Source organism: Streptomyces sp. NPDC017940 (assembly GCF_044328435.1).
Lineage (GTDB): Bacteria > Actinomycetota > Actinomycetes > Streptomycetales > Streptomycetaceae > Streptomyces.
On record NZ_JBIRHJ010000002.1, the window covers coordinates 13,604 to 38,748 of the forward strand.

Here is a 25,145-nt window from a genome sequence, read left to right on the forward strand (position 1 = left end):
GTTCGCCTGCTAGACCGCGGAAAGGGCCGATCCGTTGCAGTGCGGAGTGAAACAGGTACGTAACAGCGGTCGAGCGGGGGTGCCGGGCCGTTGGTACGGTCACCAGTGATCGACTCGCGCACCCGGGAGAACCGCACCATGGCCGTCGACGAACTCGACACCCGCATCCTGCGGCTCCTCCTCGAGCAGCCGCGCACCAGCGTGCGGGAGTACGCGCGCGTCCTGGGCATCGCCCGCGGCACGCTCCAGGCCCGTCTCGACCGCCTGGAACGCGAGGGCGTCGTCACGGGCACAGGACCGAAGCTCTCCCCGGCGGCGCTCGGCCACCCCGTGCTCGCCTTCGTGCACATCGAGGTCACCCAGGGGCACCTCGACGAGGTGGGCGACGCGCTCGCCGCCGTACCGGAGATCATCGAGGCGTTCTCCATGACCGGCGGCGGCGACCTCCTGACGCGGGTGGTCGCCCGGGACAACGGCCACCTGGAGGACGTCATCCAGCGCCTGATCCAGCTGCCTGGCGTGGTGCGCACGCGGACGGAGATGGCGCTGCGCGAGCGGGTGCCGCACCGGTTGCTGCCGCTGGTCGAGTCGGTGGGGCGGGCGGCGGCGCAGAAGTGAGCCGACCGCCCCCCGGGGCGGGCCCCGGAAGGCTCGGGGGCGGGAGGTCCGGGAGGGCGGGAGGCATCGGGCACCGGGACGGTGCCGCTCAGCCGCGGCGGCGGGCGATGCGGCGTACGAGGCCTGGGAGCGCGGCGCCCGCGGCGAGGGCGGCGAGGGACAGGGCGCCGTCCAGCCGGCGGCTCCGCAGCGGTCGGTAGGCGGCGGTCCCGTTCCTGATCTCGATGAAGCCGCGGGGCCGGGCCCTGACGCCGCCGCCCACGATGCCCGCGCCGTCCTCGGCCGCGCCCGCCGCGGGTCCCGCGCCGCCGCCGAAGCCGAAGCCCACCTCGGCGACCGGTACGACGGTCACGCCCCCGTCGGTGACGGGCTCGCCGTAGACGACCGCCGCCGACGGGCCCTTCAGTTCGGCGGCCAGGCGCTCCATCAGGGCGACGGCCGCCCGCGCGGCATAAGCCTCGCCCCCCGGGTCGTCCGGGCGCTGCGCCAACTGCCCTGTGCGGCCACGGTCCTTCACACGACGGGATCTCATGACGCACACGATAGGCACCGCCAGGCATGCTGGACACATGCGCACCCTGAACCACACCTCGGTCATCTTCGATCTCGACGGAACGCTCGTGGACAGCGAGCCGAACTATTTCGAAGCCGGTCGGCAGCTCCTCGCGGAGCACGGCATCTCCGACTTCACCTGGGCGGACCACGAGACGTACGTCGGCATCTCCACGCAGGAGACCCTCGCGCTGTGGAAGGAGCGGTACGGCCTGCGAGCGCCGCTCGCCGATCTGCTGGCGGAGAAGAACCGGCGCTATCTGGCACTCGCGGGCGCGTCCACCCGCGTCTTCCCGCAGATGGCGAAGTTCGTTCAGGCGCTGGGCGGGGCGGGGGTGCCGATGGCGGTGGCGTCCGGGTCCTCGCGCACGGCCATCGAGGCGATCCTGGCGGTCACCGGCCTCGACGCCCACCTCACCACGCTCGTCTCGGCGGACGAGGTCGCGCACGGCAAGCCCGCACCCGATGTGTTCCTCGCGGCCGCCGCGCTGCTCGGCGCCGAGCCCGCCGACTGCGTGGTCCTGGAGGACGCCGCGCCCGGCGCGCTCGCCGCGAGGGCCGCTGGCATGCGGTGCATCGCGGTTCCCTATGTCGCCGCGCAGGCGGACGACCCGGCCTTCACCTCGGCGGACCTGCTGTTCCGCGGCGGCCAGGAGGAGTTCACGGCGCAGGCGGCACTGGAGTGGCTGACGGCGGGGGCGTAGCCGGACCCGGCCACGGGCGGCCCCGCCCCGCGGTCGCCGACTGGCCGGATCACCGGAGGCGGTACACGGTGATCAGGACGGAGGTGTCACCGCCGACGGCGTGGGTACCTGCGCCACGCGGCCGGAGGCAACCGCCTCCACGAGAGCGCACAGCACGCCATCGAAGGCCACGCGAGGAACGGAGGCACCATCGTGAGCGAGCAGAACCCCCCGTCCGTCGGTACGGAGGGCACGCCCGTACCGCGGGACCTGCCCGACCAGCAGGCGAACGGCGGGGACGACCCCTGGGACCCGGACGACGACTCCGAGACGACCGGTAACGCCCCGGACGCCGACAACGACGTGCCCGACACGGACGAGGCGGGCACCGGAAGGCGCGGCGACCCGCACGCACACGGCCCGGGACCCGAGCGTCCCGTGCCGGACGAGCCCGCGGACTAGGCGCGGACGTGGACGCGCGCGCCCTGACCCGCCGCCGGCCGGTGTACCGCCGGCTCACCGGGACCGATCCGCTCGGCCGCGGGCGGGCCGCGCTGTCCGCGCGCACGGAGGAGCTGCTACCGATCAGGGCGGGCAGTGACATCGCGTTCCTCGGCGGCATCGTCAACCACGTCCTGACCGAGGAGAAGGACTTCCGGGAGTACGTCCTCGCGTACACCAACGCGGCGACGCTGACGGGCCCCGCGTCGCAGGCACGCATTGCATCGGCGGGCAGGCCCGAGACACACGGCCCCGGCGGCCCGAAGGCCACCGCCCGGCCCGCCAGGGACGCGACGCTGCGGCATCCCCGCTGCGTCTACCAGATCCTCAAGCGGCACTACGCCAGCTACACCCCCGAACTCGTGGAGTCGGTGTGCGGGGTACCGCGCGCGACGTTCCTCCGGACGGCCCGGCGGCGACATCCAGGCACTGCGCGGACACGCCTCCATCCAGGGCTCCAGCGACGTCCCGACGCTCTTCAACCTGCTGCCCGGCTATCTGCCGATGCCGCACGCCCACGAGGACCTCGGCTCGTTCGTCACGGCGACCCGTACCGACACGGGTTTCCGGGGCGAGACGCGGGCGTACTTCGTCAGTCTCCTCAAGACCTACTCGGTCCCGCCGTGGCCTCCTACACCGCCGCCGCGTCGGGCATGGCCCTTGTGCTCGGTCCGACGCGCGAGAACGCCCCGGTGCGCTGCGCGGCTCTCCTCGCGGCGGCTGCCGAGCAGGCCGCGACGCGGGCGGGCGGGCACCCTCATGCGCTGCGCCCGGGGGCTGCGGCGGCCGCCCTCCTCGGCGGGCGCAGCCGACCCGCCGCCGTCGCCGGTGGTCTGGCGCTCCTCGCCGGTCCCGCCTGCACCCGCTTCGGCGTCTTCGCCGCGGGCATCGCCTCGGCCGAGGACCCCGCGTACACGGTCGGCCCCCAACGAGCCCGTCGGCAGCGACGCGAACGCGCCGAGCCCGCACACCACGGGCACACGCACCAGGAACACACGCACCACGAACACACGCACGACGAAAGGGATGATGAGCAGTGAGCGACAAGGAACTGTCCTCGGCACCGGTCACGGTGGAGCTCAGCGACTGCTCCGCACAGGACGCGGCGGCGGTCTTCGACCTCCTGCGGGCGGCCTTCCCGCAGGCCGCTCCGGCGGACGCCCCGGCCGGGGCGAGCGGCACGGACGGCGCGTCCGGCTCACCCGCGGGCGACGCTGGCGGCGAGGCCACGGTGTGGACCGAGACCTTCGACATCGCCGCGGCGGGCGAGGCGGCACCACCCGGCACGGCGGGCTCCCTGTCCCGGCCGGTCTCCGCCGATGTGCAGGGCGGCTATGTGGGAGTGGACCGGATGCGGACGTTCCTGGCCTCCGCGTTCTCCGTGAGCGACGAGGGCTCGGCCTTCGGTGACCAGGAGAAGGACGTCCACCTCTGCCTGTCGAACCGCTGACACGTACCGCCCGGCAGGGCGTCAGCGGCCGAGAGGCAGCACCAGGTTGTTGAGGAGCGGGCCCTCGATGGTGATGCCCTCGGTGATCAGCGACTCGGGCAGCGGAGGCAGCGGGCTCTCCGCCGTGGGGGGCGCCGCCGCACCGGCCACGGCGGCGGCCGGTGCGGCGAGTGCGGTCACGGCGGCGAGCGAGGCGACCACGAGGACGGCGGAGCGGCACAGGGAACGCGTACGGGGCATGGGACCACCTTGTCCACTGGCGGAGTCGACCCCCGGGGTGTACCCGAGGATTTTCCGGGCGGCCAGATGGCTGCCCGCGACGCTCTCCGGGTATGCGGGATGTCCCTCGTACGAGACCGCGGAGCCCGTCCTCGGGGCGGCTACTCCACCGTGAGTTCCGCGATGCCCGGGTGCTTCTTCGCCCCGGCCTCACCGTGCACCGTCACCCGCACGTACCGCGCGAGCCGCGGTGCCTGCGCGTCTTTCACGGTGTGCCAGTGGTGTCCGTCGAGTGACACCTCCGTCTCGTACGCCGCCGGTTTCACCTCGGTCCACGCCGGGGTGACCTCCGCGACCCGCACCGGCTCGCCAAGGTCGGTGGTCAGGGTGCCGGTGGCGGCGTCCGGGACCCAGGAGGTGGCCGAGTTGCCGTCGACCGCGGCCCCCGCGTACATGCCGGGCTCCTCCGAGGACGCCTCGGCGGGCTTGCAGCGGGCCGTGTTGTCGGTGGGGGTCAGATCGGGGCGGCGGGTCTTCAGGACGGCCGGGGAGCCCTCGCTGACGGTCTGCTCGCCCTGGGGCGTGTCGAGGGTCATCGGCGCGCCGGAGGCGAGGCGCACCGTGGTGTGCTCGGCGCCGATCTCCACGTCGTACCTGCGGCCCTGCCAGGCCATGCCGCGCAGGGTGACGCCGTCGGCGAGCTGCGGCGGCAGTATCGGGTCGAGGCGCAGCCGGTCCGCCCGCATCCGCATGCCGGTGAGGCCGTGCGTGAAGGTCTGGAGGAAGCCGCCCTTGCCGGTGAGGAAGTCGTGCGCCGGGGAGCCCGACAGCGGGTCGTCCGCGCCCGCCTTGTCCCCGCGGGCCTCCGAGAACTGCGCGAAGGGGCCTCGGACGAACGGCCGGGCGGAGCGCTCCATATAGGTGTACGTGGAGCAGCCGGGCTCGCCGATGCCGGCGGCGGCGACCGCGTGCACGGAGTCCGTCATGGCGGGGCCGTCCGGGTCGGTGCGCGCCGCGTAGTAGTCCAGGGTCGCGGCTCCGGCCCCCTCCGGCATGGGCCACTCCAGGGGGTACATGAGGAGGACCGTGTCGGCCTGTTTTATCCTGCCGCCCTTGTAGCCGTCGTACTGCTCGTAGACCTTGCGTCCGGCGTCGTAGGGGATGCGGATCTTGTCGGCGATCGCGTTCCACTCGGCCGGTGCCCGCCGTCCGAGGAGGTGGGCGACGCGGGTGGCGTTGCGCAGGGACGTGACGGCGCCCGCGTTGGTGAACACGGCGTCGTCGACGCCGTTGCTGTACTCGTCGGGTCCCGCGGTGTCCTTGATCGAGTAGCTGCCGTCGGTGTTGCGGCTGACGCGGCCCGCCCAGAACTCGGCGATGCCCCTCAGCACGGGCCAGCCGCGCTCGCGCAGCCACGCGGTGTCCTCGGTGGCCAGGTAGTACTGCCAGGTGGCCAGGGAGATGTCGGACTGGAGGTGGATCTGGGTGCGGCAGTGCGGGGGGTCCACGCTGTGGCACTCCTTGGCGAGATCGCCCGAACTGCCGCTGTTCCAGGGGTAGAAGAGCCCCTTGTACCCGAGGTCGCGGGCGTTCTCACGGGCCGCCGCGCGCGTGCGGTAGCGGTAGTCGACCACGGACCTGGCGAGGGCGGGCCGGGTCGCGAGGAGCCCGGGGTACATCCATGTCTCCGCGTCCCAGAAGACGAGGCCCGCGTAGTTGTCGCTGGTGAGGCCCGCGGGCGCGATGCTGTTCCTCGCGCCTTCGCGGGTGCCGGTGAGCAGTCCGTACTGCGCGGAGCGCACCCAGGTCTGGAGCTCGTGGCGGCCGGGGACCTCGATGTCGCTGCGCCACAGCCGGGCCCAGGCGGCGGTGTGGGACCGCAGGACGGCGTTCCAGCCACGGGCCGCGGCGCGCTGCGACGCGCGGGTGGCGTCCTTGCGCGGGGCCCGTGAGGTCAGGCCGGTGTCGACGCCGACGTACTTGGTGAACTCGTACGACCGCCCGCTGCGCACGGGCAGCGTGAGCGACTGCCGGTTCGTGAGCTTCGCGGCCCTGCCCGCCCTGCGCTCGCGGGCGCCCGACACGCCGTGTCCTGCGCGCAGGGTGGAGGCGACGGCGCCCGCGACCTCGGTGCCGTCGGTGCGGAACGCGACGTCCATGGCCGGTCCGCGGCGGCCGTGCCGGTCACCGCCGCCGGTCTGTTGCACGCGCCTCGCGCCGCGCCCGTCGATGACGTCGGTGACGGTCGCGTCGCCGTTCCAGTGCGGCCGCATCGTCATGCGGACGGCACCCACGTGCGGGTCGGCGCGGTCGGCGAGGACCTCGTGGACGAGGTCGGTGCGGCGGCCGTCGGACGCCGTCCAGGTGAGACTGGTGCGGACGATGCCGCAGTGCATCAGGAGGCTCTGGCGGTAGGCGGAGATACGGCCTGACGGCGTCGAAGAGTTGAAGGTCTCGGCGCGCGCGCCGCCGGTGGTGACGGTGAGCGGCGTCCAGGTGGGCAGTGCGGCGACGGCCTGCCGGTTCTCGGCGGTCTGGTTGTTGTGCGCGTACAGGCCGGACACGAAGGAGCCGTCGTAGCGCGGGGTGAACAGCGGCCAGCCGGTCTTGGCGCCGCTCGCGGCGTAGCCGCTGCCGTTGGGCGGCACGCGCTGCCCCAGGTAGCCGTTGCCGACGTAGGCGTGGTGACTGTCCTCGGGGTCGATGCGGGTGCTCTCGAGCGTCCAGCCTCCGCCCTGACGGCAGTCCGTGGGGGTGGGGGGCGTGGCGGCGGCCCCGCCGCCCGCCGCGGCCGTCGGCGGGAGGGCGGCCACGAGCACTCCGGCGAGCAGCGCCGCGGAGAGCCGGGCGGCGCGCGGCCGCGTGACCGAGGGATACGGGGAGTACGGCAGGTCCGGGGCATCCGGGGCATCCGAGGAATCCGCGGCATCCGGGGAGTACGTCATTGTTCTCCGTCGTGGTGAGTGGGGGTCCACGGACCATAAATTTTGTGAACGAGTCACGTCAATGACTCGCGTGAGACTTTCATTTCTCGAATCCAAAGGGTGCATATTGCGCCACTCGGACCTGTCGGAGGGCTCCTCGCGGTGCCGCACGGGTCCCGGTTGCCGTGACTGGGTCACAAGACCTCTCCAAGTCGCTCGCCGCGCAGGTAAATTGACCTGGCAGCCCGAGGGGGCGTGCGCGGTGGGGGTCGGTGGGGTGGGGATGCGGGGCACAGTCCTGGACGGTCGGTACACGCTCACGGAGCGGATCGGCGCGGGGGGCATGGGGGCGGTCTGGCGGGCCAGGGACGCGCGCCTCGGCCGTGAGGTGGCCGTCAAGCTGCTCGGCCTGCCGCCGGAGACGTCCGCGGCCGAGCGTGCCCGCATGCTGGCGCTGTTCGCCCGCGAGGGGCGTGCCGCGGCGGCGCTCGACAGCTCGTACATCGTGCCGGTCTTCGACCACGGCACGGACGGTGACATCCCGTACCTCGTGATGCCGCTGCTCTCGGGCCGTACGGTGACCGAGCTGCTCGCGGGCGGGCGGGGACTGCCGCCCCGGCGCGTGGCGCACATCGCGGCGCAGGTGTGCCGCGCGCTCTCCGTGGCCCACCGGGCGGGCATCGTGCACCGGGACATCAAGCCGGCCAACGTGATGGTCACCGACGAGGGGACAGCCAAGGTCCTCGACTTCGGCATCGCCAAGTTCCTCGACGCGGCGAGCGGGGCCGGCGGCTATCTCACCCGCACCGCCGACTCCCCCATCGGCACGCTGCACTACATGGCCCCGGAGCGGTTCACGCGCGCTCCCGGTGACGGGCGCACCGATGTGTACGCGCTGGGCTGCATGGTCCACGAGATGCTCACCGGCAGGCCGCCGTTCGACGCGCCGTCGGCCGCCGCGCTCATGCACTGCCACGTCTACGAGACACCGGACAGGCCCTCCGTGCGGCGGCCCGGGCTCGCGCCCGCGTGGGACGACCTCGTGGGGCGGATGCTGGCGAAGCCGCCCGCGGGTCGGCCGGACGCCGAGCAGGCACGGCGGGCCCTGGAAGCCCTCGACGCGGATCCGACGCCCGGGGAGCCGCCCGGGCGCGCCGCCGCCGAGCGCAAGCCCGCGGCGGCGCCCGGCCCTTCGGTGTCCGTGCCGGGCGGCGCCCCTGCCGCGCGGACGCACGCGGCGCCCGCGCCCACCCCGTCGACGCCCGCCGCCTCGGCGCCCGCCGCCTCGACGCCCGCCGTGTCGACGCCCGCGGGCACGCCGGACGCCGCTCCCGGCAGTGGCCCTGTCGACAGAGCCCGGACCCCGCCCCGGCACCCCACCTCGTACCCGCTCGCCCCGCCGAGACCGGCGGCCCCGCCCACGCCGGGGCCCGCACCGGAGCCCGCGTGGCACCCGAGGCCCCGTCGGCCGTGGTGGCGCACCTGGTGGGCGCCCGGCGGTGCGGCCGTCACCGCCGCCGCGCTCGTCGCCGCGCTCACCTTCACCGACCCGTTCGGCGGCGGGGACGGGAGCGGCTCCGGCAAGGGGACGGGCGAGGGCGGTTCGGGCGGCGCCGAGCCCGTCGGGCAGACCGGCACGGTGGCCGCGCGGGCGAAGACCGAGACGCTGGACACGGGCACCGCGAGCGATTCGCGGGGGCCCGCTCCCGCCGTCGGCGGTGCCCGCAGGGGCGGCGAGGTCACCGTCCTCGAACCCGTCGAACTCTCCGACATCGACCCGGGCAAGATGTGGTCGAGCGCCGACCGGATCCTCGCCCGCCTGGTGCACCGCAGCCTGACGGGCCTCAAGACGCTGCCCGACGGCAGGGTCGAGCTCGTGGGGGATCTGGCCACCGACCCGGGACGGCCCTCCGCGGGCGGCAGGACCTGGACGTTCACGCTCAAGGAAGGGCTGACGTACAACGACGGGAGCCCGGTCCGCGCCAGGGACTTCGCCCACGCGATCGAGCGCACGCTCGACGCCGACTTCGCCCTCGGCGACAGGACCGTACACAGCTGGATCATGGGCCCCAAGGACGCCGCCGACCTCGGGGGCAAGCCGAGCACCCTCGCCCCGGGCGCCATCGAGACGCCCGACGACCGCACGGTCGTCTTCCATCTGCACCGCGCCCGCCCCGACTTCAACGTCGTCCTCGCGGGCCCCGGCGGCGTGCCCGTGCCCGAGCGGGCGAAGTCCGCGTCCGCCGCCGGTTCCACGGGGTTGCCGACCACCGGCCCGTACCAGGTCCGCACGCGCCGGGCGGGGAAGGACATCGTCCTCGGCCGCAACCCCGCGTGGAAGGCGGACACCGATCCGCTGCGCACCGCCTACCCGGACGCGTACCGCATCGAGTCCGGTGTCTCCGTGCAGGACATCGTGTCCCGTACGGCGGCCGCGGGCCGCTCGCAGGCCGTCATGTCGTTCACCGGCAGCCTCGGCAGGAGCGAGCTCGACAACGTCCCGGCGGGCACGGGCCGGCTGTCGGCGCCCTCGGCGTTCGTGCAGTCGTACCTGATCAATACCCGCAGGGTGCGGGACATCAAGGTGCGCAGGGCCATCGCCACCGCGCTGCCCGCCGCCGACGTCCTCGCGGCGGGCGGCCGTGAGACCGGCACCGTGCGCCACAACCTGCTGCCGCCCGGCGTCCGCGGCGCACGCTCCTTCGACCTGTACCGGGCCGGTGCGCACGGGGACCCGGCCAAGGCGCGGGCGCTCCTGAAGGAGGCGGGCAAGGAGGGCTTCCGGCTCACCCTCGGCCACGCGACGGACGCGGACGCCGAGCGGGCCGAGGTGGTCCGCGCCGCCCTCGAGCGGGCCGGGTTCCGGGTCGAGACCGAGCAGGCCGAGATCGCGAAGTTCTACGGCAACGCGGGCGCCGGCAAGTACGACCTGTTCCGTGTCGCCGTGGGCGGCGGCCTGCCCGTCGCCTCCTCGTTCCTGCCCGACTACTTCGACAGCGAGTTCACCTACCCCGTCACGTCGAACTACTCCCGGCTCGAAAGCCCCGACGTGGACGCCGCCATGGACGCCGCGGGTGCCGCCCCGTCCCTGAGCGCCGCGGGACGGCTGTGGGCCACGGTCGACCGCCGCGTGATGGAGCAGGCGGCGGCCGTGCCCATGTACGTACCGACGCGGACGCTGCTGCACTCGGCGGCGCTGCGCGGGCTCCAGATCGACCTGGACGGCGTCTCACCGCTCAACGCGTACGTGAGCGGGCGGTAGCCCACCGGCAGTGGCGGACGGGGCACGGCCGCGACACCTCTCAGCAGGCGTCGGCCAGTTCCTCGATGCGGGCGGCGAGCCGCTGGTCGGGGTGGTGGTACTGGGCGCCGTCGACCTCGTCGACCTTCAGCCGGTCGACCGCCTTGCACAGCTCCTCGGTGTGGCCCGCCAGGCCCCGGACGAACGGTGTCGGTGCCAGCTGGACGTCGGCGTCGAGGTCGAGGGCCTGGTGGGCCCAGTGGTCGGCGTCGCGCAGCTCGCCGCGGCGCAGATGGAGCAGGTGCAGGCAGTAGGCGGCGGTGGCGTTGCCCGCGCCCGCGGCGAACTGCCACCACCACAGGGCGCCGTCCGGGTGCCGGGCGAGGTTGAGGAGGCAGCCGAAACGCAGCGCGCCGTCGGCGTCGTCGGGCACGACCGCGATCCTGGCCAGGTGCTCGGCGGCGTCGTCGCTGTGGAGGAACGCGGTGGACAGGGCCCACAGGTCCGCGTCGGCGCGGGCCAGGGCGGTGGGGAGCTGTCCCTCGGGGGTGGGGCCGATGCCGAACATCAGCACGGCGGTGACATCGCGGACGACCTCCTGTCTCAGGTCGTCCAGGTCCTCGTCGGCGAAGCTGTCCGAGACGGCCGCCCGGCGGAGGATCTCGTCGATGGTGCGCGGCACGGTCTTACTCCTTCTCCTCGTCGTCACCCAGGTCGAGGCCGAGTTTCGTGGCGATGCGCTTGCGCGCCTGGCGGCGGTGGGCCCGCACGGTACTGGCGTGGATGCCCATGATGCTGGCGACCCGCTGCGAGGGGTAGCCGAGGACGTACTGGAGGATGATGACGTCGAACTGGCGCTCCGGCAGGGCGGCGATGGCGGTGTAGAGCCCGAGCGGGGACTCCAGGGCCCGCAGCTGCTCGCGCATGGCGTTGAGCGTGGCCCGCACCGCCTCGTGGACCGCGGTCGTGCGCGCGTTCGCCGGGGCGGTGCTGCGTCCGTCGGCGGTGGGGCCGGGGTTCATGCGCAGGTGGCTCTCCACCCGCAGCTTCAGCGCCCGCCATACGTACGCTTCCGGGCCGCCCTCCTGGAGCAGGATCGCGGACCAGTTCAGGGCGAGGTGGGTGTAGAGACGGCGCACGACGGTCCTGGCCGCCTTCTCGTCGCCCAGCAGGGTGGCTGCGTACCGCAGTTGCGGCCGGGCGTACATGCGGAAGAAGGCGTCCAGGGACGTCGGCATCTCGTAGTGGATGCCGTGCAAGGCGTTCAGGTCCTCAACGGAGGTGGAAAGGGTGTGTGCGTCGCTGTTCTCGGGGGCCGTCATCACCGGCCCTCCTCGTCCCGGGTCACGGCCTGGGCGGTGGCCGTGGGTCCGCCCTCGGGGGGCCGGAGCAGTTCGGCTACGCCGACGCGTGCTCCGGCGCGCAGCAGCCGGCGCGCGCCCCAGGCGATGTCGGGGAAGAAAACGCGCAGTGCGGTGGCGACCGCAAGGAACATCAAGAGATCGTTCACGGTTCCGAGGACCTGTCCTCTCCTGCTTGCACAGCGTCAAGTCGCCCTGCCCGGAGGGCGGCTGGCGCTCAAGGGCGCCTCTCTGGGCCCTCGACGGCAGGATTTCGGATCGCAGGGGTCAAACGTGCACGCCGATCCCGATCAGTTTTTGACTCAAGGTGACCGCATCACCACGCAGAGGCGTAGACCAACCCCCTAAGTTACCGCTTAGGCACCGTGCGTGAACAGCCGTAACGCCCGCCCGACACGGCACCGCAAGGTCCACTTCACCCCAACGGGAACATCGAACACGTGACGCAGCTCACATGAACGCGCCGGGCGGTCGCCTGTCGGTCACAGGGGCAGGTCGGCTGTGTCGCGGGCGGGGTGGTGGGGGCCGAGGAAGACGACCGTGCCGTAGCCGTCCGGCGCGGGGTGCGTGGCCCGTCGCCAGCCGAGGCGTTCGTAGAAGCGCACGGTGGCGTCGGCCCGTACGGAGGTCAGCAGCCAGGAGCGGCCGTCGGGCGCGTCGCGGGTGACCGCTTCGAGGAGCGTGCGGCCGAGACCGAGGCCGTGCGCGGCGGGAAGGACGGCGAGTTCGTCGACCTCGACGCCGCCGCACAGCCACGCGCCGGTGCGCACGGCGCCGAGGGCGGCGGTGACGCGCGGGTAGGCGCGGTTGCCGGGCAGCGGCGTCGCGGAGGTCCAGGCGGTGGCGAAGCCGAGCACCCGGTCGCCGTCGAGCGCCACCGCGCCCGCGAACCCGGGCCGGTGCACGTCCGCGGCGAGGCGGTCCTGGTAGGCGTCCGCGTCGGCGGGCCCCGAGTGCCAGGGCGGCCCGGCAAACGCGGCGGCGAACACCGCCCGTATGCCGTCGCGGTGGGCGTACAGCGCGGGCCCCGCGAGGCGGTGGACGACGGCGGGCATCAGGCGGCCCTCGCGAAGGTGGTGGCGGGGTGCAACGCCGCGTACTCCAGGGGCGCCGACGGGTCGATGGACACGTCCAGGGGCGCGGGTTCGGCGCCCGCGCGCACCAGCAGGTCGCCCACGGCGGCGATCATGGCGCCGTTGTCGGTGCACAGGCCGGGCGGCGGCACGCGCAGCGTGATCCCGGCGGCCCGGCAGCGCTCGTCGGCCAGGGCGCGCACACGCGAGTTGGCGGCGACCCCGCCCACCACGACGAGGGTGCCCACGCCGTGCGCGGCGCAGGCGGCGACGGCCTTGCGGGTCAGGACGTCGGCGACGGCCTCCTGGAGCGCGGCGGCGCCGTCGGCCACGGGCAGGGTGCCTTCGGCGTGGCCCTCGGCCCAGCGGGCGGCGGCGGTCTTCAGACCGGAGAAGGAGAAGGCGTACGGGTCGTCGCGGGGCCCCGTCAGCGGGCGCGGGAAGGACACGGCGCCCGGGGAGCCGGTGCGGGCGGCCCGGTCGACGGCGGGACCGCCGGGGTAGGGCAGCCCGAAGACGCGGGCCACCTTGTCGAAGCACTCGCCGGCCGCGTCGTCCAGGGTGTCGCCGAGGTGGGTGATCGGGTCGCGGGCCAGATCGCGCACGAGGAGCAGCGAGGTGTGCCCGCCGGAGACGATCAGGACCACACAGGGGTCGGGCAGCGGGCCGTGTTCGAGGGTGTCGGCGGCGACGTGCCCGGCGAGATGGTGCACTCCGTACAGCGGTACGTCCAGTGCGTACGCGAGTCCCTTCGCGCCCGCGAGGCCGACCTGGAGGGCGCCGGAGAGGCCGGGGCCAGTGGTGACGGCGACCGCGCCGATGTCACCGGGGCCGAGGCCCGCCCGGTCCAGGGCGGTGCGGACGACCGGGCCGAGGGCGTGGACGTGCGCGCGGGCCGCGATCTCGGGGACGACGCCGCCGAAGCGGGCGTGCTCGTCCATGCTGGACGCCACGGCGTGCCCGAGCAGGCGCCCGTCGCGGACGAGGCCCGCGCCCGTCTCGTCACAGGACGACTCGATCCCGAGCACGATCCGATGGACGGTCATGACTGTTCTCCCGACGCCGTTCGACTTTCCGGACTCGCTGCGGACTACTGCCCATGCAGTGTAGTTGCCAAGCGTGTGCAATAAGGCTCGGCCGTGCGTTGTCGCCGGGCTGCCGGTGCGCGGCCGGGTCGCGGCCACGCCACAGGCGCGGGAACGGCGCGGTGCGCCGCGAAGGGGCTTGCTCCAGCGAGCGGTCGACCGGTCGCCGACCTGCTTCAGCGAGCGGTCGACCGGTCGAGGGCCGCCTCGACCAACTGCCGCGCGTACGCCGCCGACAGGCCTTCCGGGCGGAACAGGATCCGGTACACCACCGGCGCGACGACATGGTCCATGACGTCCTCGCGCTCCGGGAGCCCGCTCTCGCCGCGCGCGCGGGCGCGGTCGAGGACCACGCCGACCTGGACGGCGGCATAGCCGGAGCACTGCCCCGCGTTGCCGCCGTCCGGGTCTCCGAGGAGCGCGTCACGGATGTAGGCGCGCCCCGCCGCGGACGACATCTCGTCGAGGAACTGCTCGGCCCAGGCCGTCAGGTCGGCGCGGAGCCCGCCGAGGTCGGCGGGGTCCGTGTCGGGCCGCAGCCGCTCCACGGCGACGTCGGACAGGAGCTCCTGGAGGTCACCCCAGCGCCGGTAGATCGTCGAGGGAGTGACGCCGGCCCGCGCGGCGACCAGGGGAACCGTCAGCGCCTCGCGGCCCCGCTCGGCCTCCAGCTCCCGCACGGCGGCGTGCACGGACACCTGTACACGGGCACTGCGCCCACCGGGACGGGCCATGGGCTTCGGGCTCATTCGATCACCTTAACGCTGCTTCCTGGCGGCAGGCCGACGCTGCCGGTGGCCGCCTACCGGCCGCCTGCTTCGAGAGCGGTGGGGTCGGGGGCGGCGGGGTCCTGGGCGGCGGCTTCGGGGACGGCGGGGCCGGGGGCGGCGGCTTCGGGGGCGAGCCTGCCCGCGTCCGTGCGGGTCGCCTCGTACGCACGGCCCGCCCGCAGCACGGTCCGCTCCTCCAGGGGACGCCCGATCAGCTGCATGCCGATGGGCAGCCCCGCCCGGTCCTGTCCGACGGGCACGGTCAGGGCGGGCGCGCCGGTGATGTTCGCGGGAGCGGAAAGGCGTACGTAGCTGTCGGCCACGCTCTCCTCCGAGCCGTCGGCCCACCGCACGGACTCCTGGTCCACCGGTACGGCCGTGAGCGGCACGGCGGGTGCGGCGACGATGTCGACCTGCTCCATCATCCGGGCCCAGGCGCGCCGCATGAGGGTGCGGGCGCGCTGTGCGCGCAGATAGTCCCCGGCGAGGAGGAGTTCGCCCGCCTCCAGGAGCGCGCGCACGTCGGGTGCGTACAGTTCCGGCGTCGTACGGAGCGTGCGTTCGTGGTACGCGGTGGCCTCGGGGACCATCAGACCCCACTGCACCGCCTTGACGTAGCGGGTCAGGGGGATCTCCACGTCGACGAGTTCGGCGCCGAGGTCACGGAGCCGCTCGATGGCGTCCCGTACGGCGGTCTCGACGTCGGGGGCGACCCGGTCGAAGTAGTAGGTGCGCGGGACGCCGACGCGCAGGCCCGTCAGGTCGCCCTCGGCGTCCCGCGCCTCGCGGCCGGTCAGCGCGGCGAGGACGAGGTCCGCGTCCCGGACCGTGCGGGTGAGGGGGCCGACGTGGTCGAGGGACCACGACAGCGAGGTCACCCCGTCCCTGGGGATGAGGTCGTAGGTCGGCTTGATCCCGACGACGCCGTTCAGGGAGGCGGGGACGCGGATCGAGCCGCCGGTGTCGGTGCCGAGCGCGAAGGTGGCCGCACCGGCCGCGACGGCGACCGCGGAGCCGCCGCTGGATCCGCCCGCGACCCGTCGCGCGTCCCAGGCGTTGCGTGACTGCGGGGTCGTCAGACCGTAGGCGAACTCGTGGGTGTGGGTCTTGCCGATGAGCACCGCGCCCGCGTCCGCGAGCCGGACGGCGACGGCGCTGTCCGCGTCGGCCACGTGGTCGGCGCGGACGGCTGAACTCGCCGTCGTGGGCAGCCCCTTGACGTCCATGAGGTCCTTCAGGCCCAGCGGGATGCCGTGCAGCGGTCCGCGCGGGCGGCCCGCCGCGATCTCCTGGGCGGCCCGCGCGGCGTCGGCGCGCGCCCGCTCGGCCAGGATGCCGACGAAGGCGTTCAGCCGCCCCTCGACCGCTTCGGCACGCGCCAGTACGGAGTCGGTGAGCTCGACGGGGGACAGGTCCTTCGCGCGGATCGCCGCAGCCGCGTCGGCGAGGGTCAGCTCATAGGGCCGCACGACGTGCCTCCGGGGCCTCGGGGGCGAACGGGACGTCGAACGAGGGCGGGACGTCACCGAAGTCCAGCTCGCGCAGGGTGGCGACGACGGCGTGGATGTGGTTCGCGGTGGCGGTCACGAGTTCCGTGCGGCCGGGCTCCAGCGGGAGTCCTGCGCGGCGCGCCCACTGGGCGGCTTCGCCGGGTGCGAGGTCTTCGGGGGGCATGGCGGGCATGGCGGGTCCTTCACTGCGGAGGCGTGGGTGACCACGCGGGGCGTAGGTGACCACGCGGGGGGCGGGTGCCCGGCGCGGGGCATGCGTGCCCATACGGGGCTGCGGCCCATGCGAGGCAGGGGGCAGGGGGCAGGTCTTCCGGCTTTCCGGCGGATGCCGCAAACGCTAACTGTTTGCGTTAGGTGACAGTAGCGCCTAGGGTCGCTTAATGCAAAGCCGTAGCTTTTATTCGGCCCTTCTCGTCCTTTGCCGCCCTTTCCCACTCCCTCGCGCCCCCTTCCCCGCGCCGCGCCGACTCCCCGAAAGGCCCCCGTCATGCCCCCTGCCACCTGGACCCTCGGCGGCATCACCGCACACCGCGTCGACGAAGTGGCCCTGCCGCCCGGAACCGGACCCTGGCTGCTGCCCGACGCCACCCCGGAGGTCGTCGACGACACCCCCTGGCTGCAACCCGACTTCGCCGACCCCGCGGGCACCCTGCGCCTGAGCAGCCACAGCTTCGCGGTCGAGGCCGGCGGGCTCCGCGTTCTCGTCGACACCGGCATCGGCAACGGCAAGCAGCGCGCCAACCCGGCCTGGCACGACCTGGACACCGACTACCTCACCCGCCTCGCCGACGCCGGATTCCCGCCGGAGTCGGTCGACCTGGTCGTCCTGACCCATCTGCACGCCGACCACGTCGGCTGGAACACCCGCGCGCAGGACGGCGACTGGGTGCCGACGTTCCCGAACGCCCGGTATCTCACCGCCCGTACGGAGTGGGACCACTGGGCCGCCGCCGACATGGAGGAGCCGCGGCGCCAGATGTTCCGCGACTCCGTCCACCCGGTCGGGGAGGCGGGCCTTCTCGACCTGGTGGACACCTCGTCGGGCCCGGTCGAGGTCGCCCCTGGCCTGCACCTGCTGCCCGCACCCGGCCACACCCCCGGCCAGGTGGCCGTGGAGCTGCGCGGCGACGACCGCACCGCCCTGATCACCGGCGACGCCGTCCACCACCCCGTCCAGCTGGCACGGCCCGGCATCGGCTCCTGCGTGGACATCGACCCCGGCCTCGCGGAGAGGACCCGGCGTGCCCTGCTCGCATCGGTGGCGGGCACCGAAACCCTGCTCCTCGGCAGCCACTTCGCCGCGCCGACCGCGGGCCGGGTCACCGCACGGGGAGACGGCTACCGCCTCACCTCGGCATTGGCCCAGACCTATTGACGAAAGGTCTATACCTACTTACCGTCTGGCGCAGCACTTCCCATCCGTGGCACGGCCCCCGAGGGAGTACGCGATGATCGGTCGGACGGTACGTCTGTTGGGAGCGGCCCTCGCGCTGGCCTTCGCGGCACAGCTGCCCGCCGCCGCGCTCCCGGACACGGCGGGTGCGCCCGCCGCGGCCCCGGACGCGGCGGGTTCGCCCGCCGCTCCGCGGGCGGACACCTGCGAGGTGAAGTCGAAGCCCGCGGGCAAGGTGCTCCAGGGCTACTGGGAGAACTGGGACGGCGCGGCCAACGGTGTGCACCCGCCGTTCGGCTGGACCCCCATCAACGACCCCCGCATCAAGCAGCACGGCTACAACGTCATCAACGCGGCCTTCCCGGTGATCCGCTCCGACGGCACCGTCCTGTGGGAGGACGGCATGGACTCGACCGTGAAGGTCTCCACGCCCGCCCAGATGTGCGAGGCCAAGGCCGCAGGTGCCACGATCCTGATGTCCATCGGCGGCGCGGCCGCCGGCATCGACCTGAACTCGGCCTCGGTCGCGGACCGCTTCGTCGAGACGATCGTGCCGATCCTGAAGAAGTACAACTTCGACGGCATCGACATCGACATCGAGACCGGCCTCGTCGGCAACGGCAACATCAACCAGCTGTCGCCGTCCCAGTCCAACCTCATCCGCATCATCGACGGCGTCCTCGCCAAGATGCCGCCCAACTTCGGTCTGACGATGGCCCCGGAGACGGCGTACGTCACCGGCGGCAGCGTGGTGTACGGCTCCATCTGGGGGGCGTACCTGCCCATCGTCAAGAAGTACGCCGACAACGGCCGCCTGTGGTGGCTGAACATGCAGTACTACAACGGGAGCATGTACGGCTGCTCCGGCGACTCCTACTCCGCGGGCACCGTCCAGGGCTTCACCGCCCAGACGGACTGCCTCAACAAGGGCCTGGTCATCCAGGGCACGACCATCAAGGTGCCCTACGACAAGCAGGTGCCGGGACTGCCCGCGCAGCCCGGTGCGGGCGGCGGCCACATGTCGCCGGGTCTCGTGAGCCAGGCCTGGCGGCACTACAACGGCGCCCTGAAGGGCCTGATGACCTGGTCCCTCAACTGGGACGGTTCGCGGAACTGGACGTTCGGCGACAACGTCAAGGCGCTCCAGGGACGGTGACGCCGCTCCTCATCGGGGTGGCGGGTGCGCCACCCCGATGAACACCGCCCCCGCGCCGCCGGACGTGGGACCGCCGGGCCACGGGCCGCCGGGCCCCAGGTCGCCGGAACGGAAGCTTTGCAGTCGGCGGCGGGCCTCGACGGCCTCGTCCGTGCGGCCCACGGCGGTGAGCAGCAGGGCGTGGGTGTCGACTCCCTGGGCCAGTTGGTCCGCGTGCTCGTGGGACGTCGGCGCGAGCCACCACAGCAGGCCGACGGCCTCCTCGATCGCCGCCAGGGCGCGCGGCAGCTCGTAGCGCTCGACGAGGTGCATCCAGGCGATGGTGCGAAGGAGCCCGGCGAGGTCCGAGCGTTCGCGGTCCCCGCCCGCCGCCGCGAACCGGCGCCGCAGTTCCACGGCCTCGTCCCACGCGGCCCCCGCCCGGCCCCGGCTCCCCGTACGGAAGGACTCGAGGGCCAGGCTCTGCAACGCCACGGCAAGGGCGGGCTCGAACTGCCGCGGGTTGCCGGTCGCGAGGCGCCGCCGGACGGCTACGGCCTCTTGCAGGACCTTGCACACCTCCGTGGTGGCACCGAGCGGCGCGAGACAGGCGCCGAGATTCATGAGGGCGGCGGCGAGGTCCTCGTCGAACGTCGCGGACCCTCCCTCGGCCAGGCCGCGCAGCACCGTCACCGCCTCGGCGGCGGCCCGGTGCGCCTCGGCGTGCCGCGCCACCCGGGTCAGCCTGCGGCTCAGGTTGACCAGCGCGGTCGCGAGGGCGGGTTCGTGGGTGTGGGGGTTGGCACGGGCCAGGCCGCGCCGGATCATCACGGCCTCCTGGGCGGCGGCACAGGCCTCCTCCCTGCGCCCTGCCTCCGACAGACAGATCGCGAGGTTCGCCAAGGCCGCGGCGAGGGGCGCCTGTTGGGCGTCGCCGCCCGCTGCGGGGGGCGCGGGAACGGAGGGGTGCGCCGCGGGGGCGGGAGGGTGCTCCCCCGGGCCGGGAAGGTACTCCGCGGCGGGACCGGCAAAGTACTCCGCGGGAGCGGGAAGGTAATCCGCCGCAGCGGGAAGGTACTCCGCAGGACCGGTAAGGCACTCCGCCGGACCGGAAAAGTACTCCGCTGGGCCCGAAAAGTACTCCCCCGGACCGGCCAAGTACTCCGCGGAAGCGGAAGCGGGAAGGCACTCCGCCGGACCGGAAGAGTACCCCGTGGGAGCCGTAAGGCTCTCCGCCGGACCGGGAAGCTGCCACGCAGGGCCGGGTAGCTGCCACGGAGGGCCAGGAAGCTGCCACGCGGGCGGCGCGTACACCGTCCGTCGCTCCTCCGCGCGGCCCGCGAGACGGCGTCGGATCTGCACGGCCTCCTGGACGGTGTGCAGGGCCTCCTCCCACCGGCCCGCCGTGGCCAGGTCCGCGGCGTGGTTGGACAGGGCGAGGGCCAGCGCGTCACCGTGCCGCCCCGGCTGTTCGTCGACCAGGCGGCGCAGCAGCCGCACGGCCTGGCCGCTCGCCGTGAGCGCGTCCGCGAACTGGCCGTCCTTGGCCAGGTAGACGCCCACGTCGCCGAGCACGGCGGCGAACGACGGCTCCGGCGCGTCGGTGCGGGCCGCGTGCATGCCGCGCCGGATGGCCATCGCCCGCTGCCCCGACTTCAGGGCCTGGTCGTGCAGGCCCGCGTGGGACTGGCGCTGGGCGAGGGCGTTCAGGATCCGCGCCTGCTCCTCCGGGTCGTGGGTGCGGCCGAGCCGCCGGTCGGCGAGGCGCTGGGCGAGGGCCGCGGCACCGGAGTTGAGGTCGGTGTGGGCGCCTTCGGGCAGATGGGTCTCGATCGCCTCCAGGACGTCCGGGTCCAGGTCCTCGATGTCGCTGAGGGCGGCGAGCGTCGCACCGCCCGCCGCGACGCCGAGTTCCGGCTGCTCCCTGAGCAGCGGCTCCAGTTGGGCGGCGCGTACGTGGGGCCAGCGCGCCGCCGTGGCGACGAGTGTGGCGAGCACCCGGCGCAGGCAGGGCAGCGGGTCGCCGTCCAGGAGCCGGCGCGGAGCGTCCAGGGCCCAGGGGTCGGGCGGGAAGCCGTCTATGCCGTGGCCGGTGACGCTCAGCGCGAGGAAGTCCTCGGCGAGCCGGTCGGGGTAGAGGGGTTCGAGCACGGTGCCGCCGGCGCTGCCGTCGGTCGCCGGGTACGACAGGGCGTGGTCCTTCAGGATCTGGTCGGCGTGCTCGCCGGAGCCGACGGCGATGCGGGCGAGCACGCCGAGGGCCTCGCGGTGGCTGAGCGCGCTGGTCATCGCGGCGGTGTAGACCGTCTGCCCGAAGGCGTCCGGAGTGATGCGGACGCGCGCGTTGCCGTGCAGCGACTCCCAGTGGGCGCGCTCGCGGGCCAGCAGATAGGCGGAGACCGCCGCCGCGCCGTCGGGCGCCTCCCGGTGGCGCCGGTGGGCGTCGACGGCGGCGAGCGCGGCCATGTGGACGGCGAGGACCTGGTGGTACTCGGGGTCGCTCGCGAGGCCCTCCGGCGGTTCGACGGCTTCGACGTCGGGTACGTCCAGGGCGCGGGCGAAGCAGTCGCGTGCCGTGCGGAACAGTGTCTGCGGCACCACGTCGGCGTCGTCGGACAGGCCGGGCAGCCCCAGGTCGGCCACCGGGATGTCGAAGTCGCCGAGGCGGTGGACGAGGTGCTGCCACCAGGTGCCGCGGGGCCGGGCGACGAGCAGGACCCGGACGCGGCCGCCCTGGCGCACGGCGTCGAGGAGCAGTTCGATGAGGTCCGCCGTGGGCCAGCGCTCGGCGTAGTCCACCACCATCAGGACCGGCGCGTCGCCCTCCGTCCGCCCCGAGAACGGCAGGGCGGGTGTCAGGAGCCCCGCTGTCGCGTGCCGCGCCTGGAGCACGCGCCAGCCCCGCGCGTGGCTGCTCCGCGCGAACTGGGCGGCCATGCGTGACTTGCCCTGGCCGCCGGGCCCGTGCACCAGGAGCGCCGAGACCTGGTCGTGGCCTTCGCGCCACGCCGCGAGCCGGGCCAGTTCGTCGTGGCGGCCGGTGAAGTCGACCAGGGCGTAGCGGGCGTCGAGCAGCCGGGCGGGCTGCTGCCGCACCCAGGCGGGCGGCAGCGCGGGCCTGGTCAGCGGGAAGGCGTCCACGGCGTAGAGCGGGCGTTCCGCGCCCAGGTGGACGGCGCGGATCTCCTGCGCCTGGATCACGGACCCGTGGACCGTCCCGCCCTCGATCCATTGACGGTGCATCGTCACGTCGGCCCCTGTCGTCCCACCCGGTCCCGCATTCCTCTCGCTCCGCGTTCCGCGCGCGCCCGTCGCCGATCGGTCCGCGTCCCTCGCTCCCGCGCCCCGCCCGGTCCCGCGTCGCACGCCCCCACGCGCCGCGAGGTACCACTGTCCCACGGCGGGGCCCCGCCCCGGACGCCGGAGCCGGGGGGCCGGGGGCCTCAGGAGTCGTCGACGCTGTCGACGATCTCGCTGTGGAGACGGGGGTGATGGGTCCTGAGGTGCTCGAGGATCCGGTCGACGAACTCCGTGGGGGCGTCCTCCGTCAGCCGCCCGAGGAGGACCAGGGACTGCGCTGGGCCGAGCCGGGCCAGGTCCCGGTCGAGGAGGGCGGTCAGGAGGGGCACGAGTCGCCGGACGACCTCCGCGGACGGGGTGCGGACCTGGAAGGCCGTGCCGATCCTGCCGTACAGGTCCTGGATCTCCGTGGCGCTCAGTTCGGATCCGCCCCGGAGCCACAGCCGCAGCAGGTCGTGGACGGTCGAGGTGCCGAGCCGGGTGCCCTGTCCGGTGAACGTGGTCACCAGAGGCCCCAGTGACTCGAACAGCGGCCGCAGCGCCTGGAGCGCCACTCCGTCGTTGGTCCCCGCGGACACGTCCATCTTGTGCCAGATCTCGTTCCAGTACGTGCGGTGCCAGACGGTGTGCCCTTCTTCCCGGGGAGCCCGGAAGAGCCAGTGCGCGTCCACCGGCTCCGGGGGCCCGAGATCGCCCTGCCGGACGGCGACTTCGAGGTCGCGTTCCTCCCCCAGCTTGACGCGCCGCACGCGCAGCGAGAGGGCGAGGTCGGTCCACTGCACCTCGTCGAGGGAGGACCGCCACAGCAGCACGTGCCGGTGCCAGGCGCTGCCCGCGTCGCCCGCCGAGGGGAACAGCGTGCCCGCCGTCGTGCCGCCGGTCAGGAGCAGGACGAGCACCACCAGGTTCGCCCCGTAGATCCCGTGCCGGGAAGCCGCCCGGACGCGTCGCGGCTGGTACGCCGGGTACGGCTGCTCGGCACGCAGCTCCCGCTCCCCCATGGCCCGCACGACGAGCCGCGCCAGCGCGTCGCGCTCGGCCCGCGGCAGCCGTTCGACGCGGGCGCGGGCGAAGCGGAGCATCTGCCGGGAGGAGAGCGGGGCGAAGGAGAGCAGGGCGAACATCAGGTCGTCGTTGAGGGGCTGGCTGTCCGTCGACAGGACGGGGCGGTGGGCGAGGAGCCCCGACAGGAGCCGTACCGCGAGGCGGACCGCCAGATACTCCCCGAAGGTCGCGTGCAGGAATTCGTAGGTGGACAGCGTGCGGCCGTCCCTGATCGACTGGGCGCGCTGCACGAAGAAGAAGCGCCCGAGGGCGACTTCGGCCTGCCCCAGGGGCGAGCGGAGCCCAAAGGCGCGGGCCGATGTCCGGCCGATGAGGGCCGCCAGGTCCTCGTCGAGCTCCGCCGTGGACACCCATTGGCGCCGCCGGTTCACCATGGCGAAGGCCACGAGGGAGAGCCGTTCCAGCTCCTCCTCGACCCGCTGATCCACTTCGTGCGCGGGGACCCGGGTGTCCTTGCACACCTCCCGCCGGGCGAAGGAGCCGAGCAGCGCCTCGTAGAGATCGGCCTCGTCCAGGGGCCGCCGGTCCTCGCCGCGCAGGTCGTTCCCCGCGGCCTGGTAGAGCGCGAGCATGGTGAGGAGCAGCGGCTGGCCCGCGAGGGCGCGGTGCGGTGCGACGGCGTCCCAGGTGAGTGGTGGCAGGCCCATGGCCCGGAAGTTGAGCGCGTTGGTGAGGTTCCAGCGCTCGATCCAGAGCTTGACCTGCTCCTTGCGGAACGGTTCGAGGCGCAGTGCGACGGTGCCCTCCGGGTAGCGTGCCCGGTCGGCGACCGCGGTACGGCTGGTGACCACGGCCAGGACCGGACGCCCTTGCTCCGCTTCTCGCTCCTGGAAGCGGGCGACCCGTACCAGGAAGTCGTTCTGGTGCACCCCGGTGGTCTGGAGCAGTTCGTCGAAGCCGTCGAGCAGGACGACGGGCACCGCCGCCCCCGCCGCGCGCACCAGGTCGGTCCAGGTGGCCCGCTCCCCGGTGGCCTCGCGGATCGCCTGCTCGATCTGGTCCTGGATCTCGTCGTCCGCGCGGACGTCGCGCAGCGCCACCCGCACCGGCAGGAAGCCCGCCGACGGCAGCCGGGCCGCGAGGATGCGGATCAGGACGGACTTGCCCGCGCCCGGCTGGCCGAGCACGAGCAGCGGGGCGGCCGTCAGGCCCTCCGAAGTCAGCGCGCCCGTCAGATACTCGGTCAGGTCCTGCCGCACCGGCACGCGCACCCACCACCCCTCGTCCGCCGGGCTGCCCTGCCCGTCCACCGCCCGCACCCGGAAGTCGGGGTCGAGATAGGCCTCGGCCAGGGCGGGCACCTGGATCCCCGCGGGGGTCTCCTGGGCGTCGAGGATGCGGTGGGCGAGTGCGGAGCGGTGCGCGCGGGAGAGGGCGGACGCGACGTCCACCGGCGGCTGGTGCCCGGCCGCGCTCGTGGCGAGGAGCGTCTCCAGGCCGGCGAGGGCCCGGCGCAGCTCGGCGCGGGTGGCCCGGTGCTCCAACCGGCCCGACCAGTAGCGGAACTCCGGTGCTTCGAGGACGAGCCGGGCGTGCAGCGCCTCGTACTCCGTGACGGCGAGGTCCGGCACCGTCGTCGTCATGGTGGCCGTCGCCTCCTGGCGCGCCGCCCTGTCGAGGCGCGCCCACTCGTCGAGGTCCCGCAGGAAGCCGTGCGTCCGCGCCGCCAGGTGCCGGTACCAGTCGCGGAGCCGGACGAGGTGGTCCTCGTACGGAAGGTGGGGCGCGGGGTGCGGGGCGTCCACCTGCGCCAGGGTGTCCGTGAAGCTCGCGTCCGCGGGGGGCCGTCCGCCCGCCACGGCGAGCTGCTCCTCGCGGGTGCGGACCACCTCGTCCAGGGAGAAGGGCAGTTCGGCCCGCTCCAGGGAGTCGAAGAACGCGACCACGACGATCACGGTGTGGGCCGCCTCCAGGACCCGGGTGCGCTCCACCCGGCCGTCGGTGCGGCGCAGCCGCTCGCCGAGGCCGCGCGCCGCGTCGCGCCCGAGGCCGAGGATGCGGCCCCGCGCGTCGAACATCCCGAGCACACTGCTGCTGAGGCCGCCGGTCGCCAGGTTGAGCGCCCCGCCGAGCGCGCGGTCGAGCGCCGCCGTCGCGGGCGGGTCCTCGCCGAGCAGCACCAGGGCGTCCCCGAACGACAGCGGCTTGCGTCGGCCCACAGTCCCCCCATGGCGTGCGTCGCGACGTCTGCGCTGCCAGCTTGCCACGGACGGAGCAGCGGGGAGACCGTTTCGCGGCGCATCCGTGGGGTCCGCCGCGGCAGC

Annotated in this window: 20 protein-coding genes and 2 pseudogenes; 9 read left to right on the forward strand and 13 right to left on the reverse strand. The window is 74.0% G+C overall.

Annotated features, from left to right (window positions below):
• Nucleotides 1-138: 138 nt before the first annotated feature.
• Entirely contained in the window at nucleotides 139-618 is a 480-nt protein-coding gene (locus tag ACH4DX_RS06210; RefSeq protein ID WP_398154737.1) for an Lrp/AsnC family transcriptional regulator, read from the forward strand.
• 88 nt (nucleotides 619-706) lie between these two features.
• Here ACH4DX_RS06210 and ACH4DX_RS06215 read toward each other — a convergent pair whose 3' ends face one another.
• Nucleotides 707-1,150, reverse strand: coding sequence for a spore germination protein GerW family protein (locus tag ACH4DX_RS06215; RefSeq protein ID WP_398154205.1), 444 nt, complete (start codon nucleotides 1,148-1,150; stop codon nucleotides 707-709).
• 37 nt (nucleotides 1,151-1,187) lie between these two features.
• On the opposite strand from ACH4DX_RS06215, the gene ACH4DX_RS06220 reads away from it, so the two are divergent.
• The 5 genes and pseudogenes from ACH4DX_RS06220 to ACH4DX_RS06240 all read left to right on the forward strand — a co-directional run bounded on the left by ACH4DX_RS06220 (nucleotide 1,188) and on the right by ACH4DX_RS06240 (nucleotide 3,804).
• Entirely contained in the window at nucleotides 1,188-1,874 is a 687-nt protein-coding gene (locus ACH4DX_RS06220; protein ID WP_398154206.1) for an HAD family hydrolase, read from the forward strand.
• Between the two features lie 192 nt (nucleotides 1,875-2,066).
• Nucleotides 2,067-2,315, forward strand: a complete 249-nt coding sequence (locus ACH4DX_RS06225) for a hypothetical protein (protein WP_398123260.1) — start codon at nucleotides 2,067-2,069, stop codon at nucleotides 2,313-2,315.
• 95 nt (nucleotides 2,316-2,410) lie between these two features.
• Nucleotides 2,411-2,966, forward strand: a pseudogene (locus ACH4DX_RS06230) (formate dehydrogenase); the annotation flags it as partial.
• A gap of 14 nt (nucleotides 2,967-2,980) precedes the next feature.
• Nucleotides 2,981-3,394, forward strand: a pseudogene (locus tag ACH4DX_RS06235) (hypothetical protein); the annotation flags it as partial.
• Nucleotides 3,391-3,804, forward strand: a complete 414-nt coding sequence (locus tag ACH4DX_RS06240; RefSeq protein ID WP_398123258.1) for a hypothetical protein — start codon at nucleotides 3,391-3,393, stop codon at nucleotides 3,802-3,804. The pseudogene ACH4DX_RS06235 and the gene ACH4DX_RS06240, both read left to right, overlap by 4 nt.
• 21 nt (nucleotides 3,805-3,825) lie before the next feature.
• Here ACH4DX_RS06240 and ACH4DX_RS06245 read toward each other — a convergent pair whose 3' ends face one another.
• A complete protein-coding gene (locus ACH4DX_RS06245) occupies nucleotides 3,826-4,044 on the reverse strand; it encodes a hypothetical protein (RefSeq protein WP_398123257.1) in 219 nt (72 codons plus the stop codon).
• 140 nt (nucleotides 4,045-4,184) lie between these two features.
• Nucleotides 4,185-6,968 carry a discoidin domain-containing protein gene (locus ACH4DX_RS06250; RefSeq protein ID WP_398154207.1) on the reverse strand — a complete coding sequence of 928 codons (2,784 nt, stop codon included), beginning with the start codon at nucleotides 6,966-6,968 and terminating at the stop codon, nucleotides 4,185-4,187.
• A gap of 262 nt (nucleotides 6,969-7,230) precedes the next feature.
• Between ACH4DX_RS06250 and ACH4DX_RS06255 the strand changes: the two genes are divergently transcribed.
• Complete coding sequence (locus ACH4DX_RS06255) at nucleotides 7,231-10,209, forward strand: ABC transporter substrate-binding protein (RefSeq protein WP_398154208.1); 2,979 nt, start codon at nucleotides 7,231-7,233, stop codon at nucleotides 10,207-10,209.
• Nucleotides 10,210-10,249: 40 nt separating this feature from the next.
• Here the strand turns inward: ACH4DX_RS06255 and ACH4DX_RS06260 are convergent, their stop codons facing one another.
• The 8 genes from ACH4DX_RS06260 to ACH4DX_RS06295 form a co-directional block, all read right to left on the reverse strand.
• The gene (locus ACH4DX_RS06260) at nucleotides 10,250-10,870 is read right to left on the reverse strand and encodes a hypothetical protein (RefSeq protein WP_398123254.1); all 621 of its coding nucleotides are present in this window, start codon (nucleotides 10,868-10,870) and stop codon (nucleotides 10,250-10,252) included.
• 4 nt (nucleotides 10,871-10,874) lie between these two features.
• The gene (locus ACH4DX_RS06265; RefSeq protein WP_398123253.1) at nucleotides 10,875-11,510 is read right to left on the reverse strand and encodes a sigma-70 family RNA polymerase sigma factor; all 636 of its coding nucleotides are present in this window, start codon (nucleotides 11,508-11,510) and stop codon (nucleotides 10,875-10,877) included.
• Complete coding sequence (locus tag ACH4DX_RS06270; RefSeq protein WP_398123252.1) at nucleotides 11,510-11,698, reverse strand: hypothetical protein; 189 nt, start codon at nucleotides 11,696-11,698, stop codon at nucleotides 11,510-11,512. The genes ACH4DX_RS06265 and ACH4DX_RS06270 overlap by 1 nt, the downstream gene beginning before the upstream one ends.
• A 333-nt stretch (nucleotides 11,699-12,031) precedes the next feature.
• On the reverse strand, nucleotides 12,032-12,604 hold the full coding sequence (locus tag ACH4DX_RS06275; RefSeq protein ID WP_398154209.1) for a GNAT family N-acetyltransferase: 573 nt from the start codon (nucleotides 12,602-12,604) through the stop codon (nucleotides 12,032-12,034).
• On the reverse strand, nucleotides 12,604-13,668 hold the full coding sequence (gene tsaD / locus ACH4DX_RS06280; RefSeq protein WP_398154210.1) for a tRNA (adenosine(37)-N6)-threonylcarbamoyltransferase complex transferase subunit TsaD: 1,065 nt from the start codon (nucleotides 13,666-13,668) through the stop codon (nucleotides 12,604-12,606). Before tsaD ends, ACH4DX_RS06275 begins: the two co-directional genes overlap by 1 nt.
• Nucleotides 13,669-13,883: 215 nt before the next feature.
• Entirely contained in the window at nucleotides 13,884-14,456 is a 573-nt protein-coding gene (locus ACH4DX_RS06285) for a TetR/AcrR family transcriptional regulator (RefSeq protein ID WP_398123249.1), read from the reverse strand.
• Nucleotides 14,457-14,509: 53 nt separating this feature from the next.
• The gene (locus ACH4DX_RS06290) at nucleotides 14,510-15,946 is read right to left on the reverse strand and encodes an amidase (RefSeq protein ID WP_398123248.1); all 1,437 of its coding nucleotides are present in this window, start codon (nucleotides 15,944-15,946) and stop codon (nucleotides 14,510-14,512) included.
• On the reverse strand, nucleotides 15,933-16,160 hold the full coding sequence (locus tag ACH4DX_RS06295; RefSeq protein ID WP_398123247.1) for a hypothetical protein: 228 nt from the start codon (nucleotides 16,158-16,160) through the stop codon (nucleotides 15,933-15,935). The genes ACH4DX_RS06290 and ACH4DX_RS06295 overlap by 14 nt, the downstream gene beginning before the upstream one ends.
• Nucleotides 16,161-16,475: 315 nt before the next feature.
• Here ACH4DX_RS06295 and ACH4DX_RS06300 point away from each other — a divergent pair, with 315 nt between their 5' ends.
• Nucleotides 16,476-17,363: an MBL fold metallo-hydrolase gene (locus tag ACH4DX_RS06300; RefSeq protein WP_398123246.1), complete on the forward strand. Its 888-nt coding sequence runs from the start codon at nucleotides 16,476-16,478 to the stop codon at nucleotides 17,361-17,363.
• Between the two features lie 73 nt (nucleotides 17,364-17,436).
• A complete protein-coding gene (locus tag ACH4DX_RS06305) occupies nucleotides 17,437-18,537 on the forward strand; it encodes a chitinase (RefSeq protein ID WP_398123245.1) in 1,101 nt (366 codons plus the stop codon).
• Nucleotides 18,538-18,546: 9 nt separating this feature from the next.
• On the opposite strand, the gene ACH4DX_RS06310 is transcribed toward ACH4DX_RS06305, so the two are convergent.
• Both ACH4DX_RS06310 and ACH4DX_RS06315 read right to left on the reverse strand, forming a co-directional pair.
• Nucleotides 18,547-21,765: a tetratricopeptide repeat protein gene (locus ACH4DX_RS06310; protein WP_398154211.1), complete on the reverse strand. Its 3,219-nt coding sequence runs from the start codon at nucleotides 21,763-21,765 to the stop codon at nucleotides 18,547-18,549.
• Between the two features lie 194 nt (nucleotides 21,766-21,959).
• Nucleotides 21,960-25,040 carry an NACHT domain-containing protein gene (locus ACH4DX_RS06315; protein ID WP_398154212.1) on the reverse strand — a complete coding sequence of 1,027 codons (3,081 nt, stop codon included), beginning with the start codon at nucleotides 25,038-25,040 and terminating at the stop codon, nucleotides 21,960-21,962.
• Between the last annotated feature and the right edge of the window lie 105 nt (nucleotides 25,041-25,145).

Coding starts and splice junctions, on each gene's coding strand:
- ACH4DX_RS06210 (WP_398154737.1), top strand. CDS start 139: ATGGCCGTCGACGAACTCGACACCCGCATCCTGCGGCTCCTCCTCGAG.
- ACH4DX_RS06215 (WP_398154205.1), bottom strand. CDS start 1,150: ATGAGATCCCGTCGTGTGAAGGACCGTGGCCGCACAGGGCAGTTGGCG.
- ACH4DX_RS06220 (WP_398154206.1), top strand. CDS start 1,188: ATGCGCACCCTGAACCACACCTCGGTCATCTTCGATCTCGACGGAACG.
- ACH4DX_RS06245 (WP_398123257.1), bottom strand. CDS start 4,044: ATGCCCCGTACGCGTTCCCTGTGCCGCTCCGCCGTCCTCGTGGTCGCC.
- ACH4DX_RS06250 (WP_398154207.1), bottom strand. CDS start 6,968: ATGACGTACTCCCCGGATGCCGCGGATTCCTCGGATGCCCCGGATGCC.
- ACH4DX_RS06255 (WP_398154208.1), top strand. CDS start 7,231: ATGCGGGGCACAGTCCTGGACGGTCGGTACACGCTCACGGAGCGGATC.
- ACH4DX_RS06265 (WP_398123253.1), bottom strand. CDS start 11,510: ATGACGGCCCCCGAGAACAGCGACGCACACACCCTTTCCACCTCCGTT.
- ACH4DX_RS06275 (WP_398154209.1), bottom strand. CDS start 12,604: ATGCCCGCCGTCGTCCACCGCCTCGCGGGGCCCGCGCTGTACGCCCAC.
- tsaD (WP_398154210.1), bottom strand. CDS start 13,668: ATGACCGTCCATCGGATCGTGCTCGGGATCGAGTCGTCCTGTGACGAG.
- ACH4DX_RS06285 (WP_398123249.1), bottom strand. CDS start 14,456: ATGAGCCCGAAGCCCATGGCCCGTCCCGGTGGGCGCAGTGCCCGTGTA.
- ACH4DX_RS06295 (WP_398123247.1), bottom strand. CDS start 16,160: ATGCCCGCCATGCCCCCCGAAGACCTCGCACCCGGCGAAGCCGCCCAG.
- ACH4DX_RS06300 (WP_398123246.1), top strand. CDS start 16,476: ATGCCCCCTGCCACCTGGACCCTCGGCGGCATCACCGCACACCGCGTC.
- ACH4DX_RS06305 (WP_398123245.1), top strand. CDS start 17,437: ATGATCGGTCGGACGGTACGTCTGTTGGGAGCGGCCCTCGCGCTGGCC.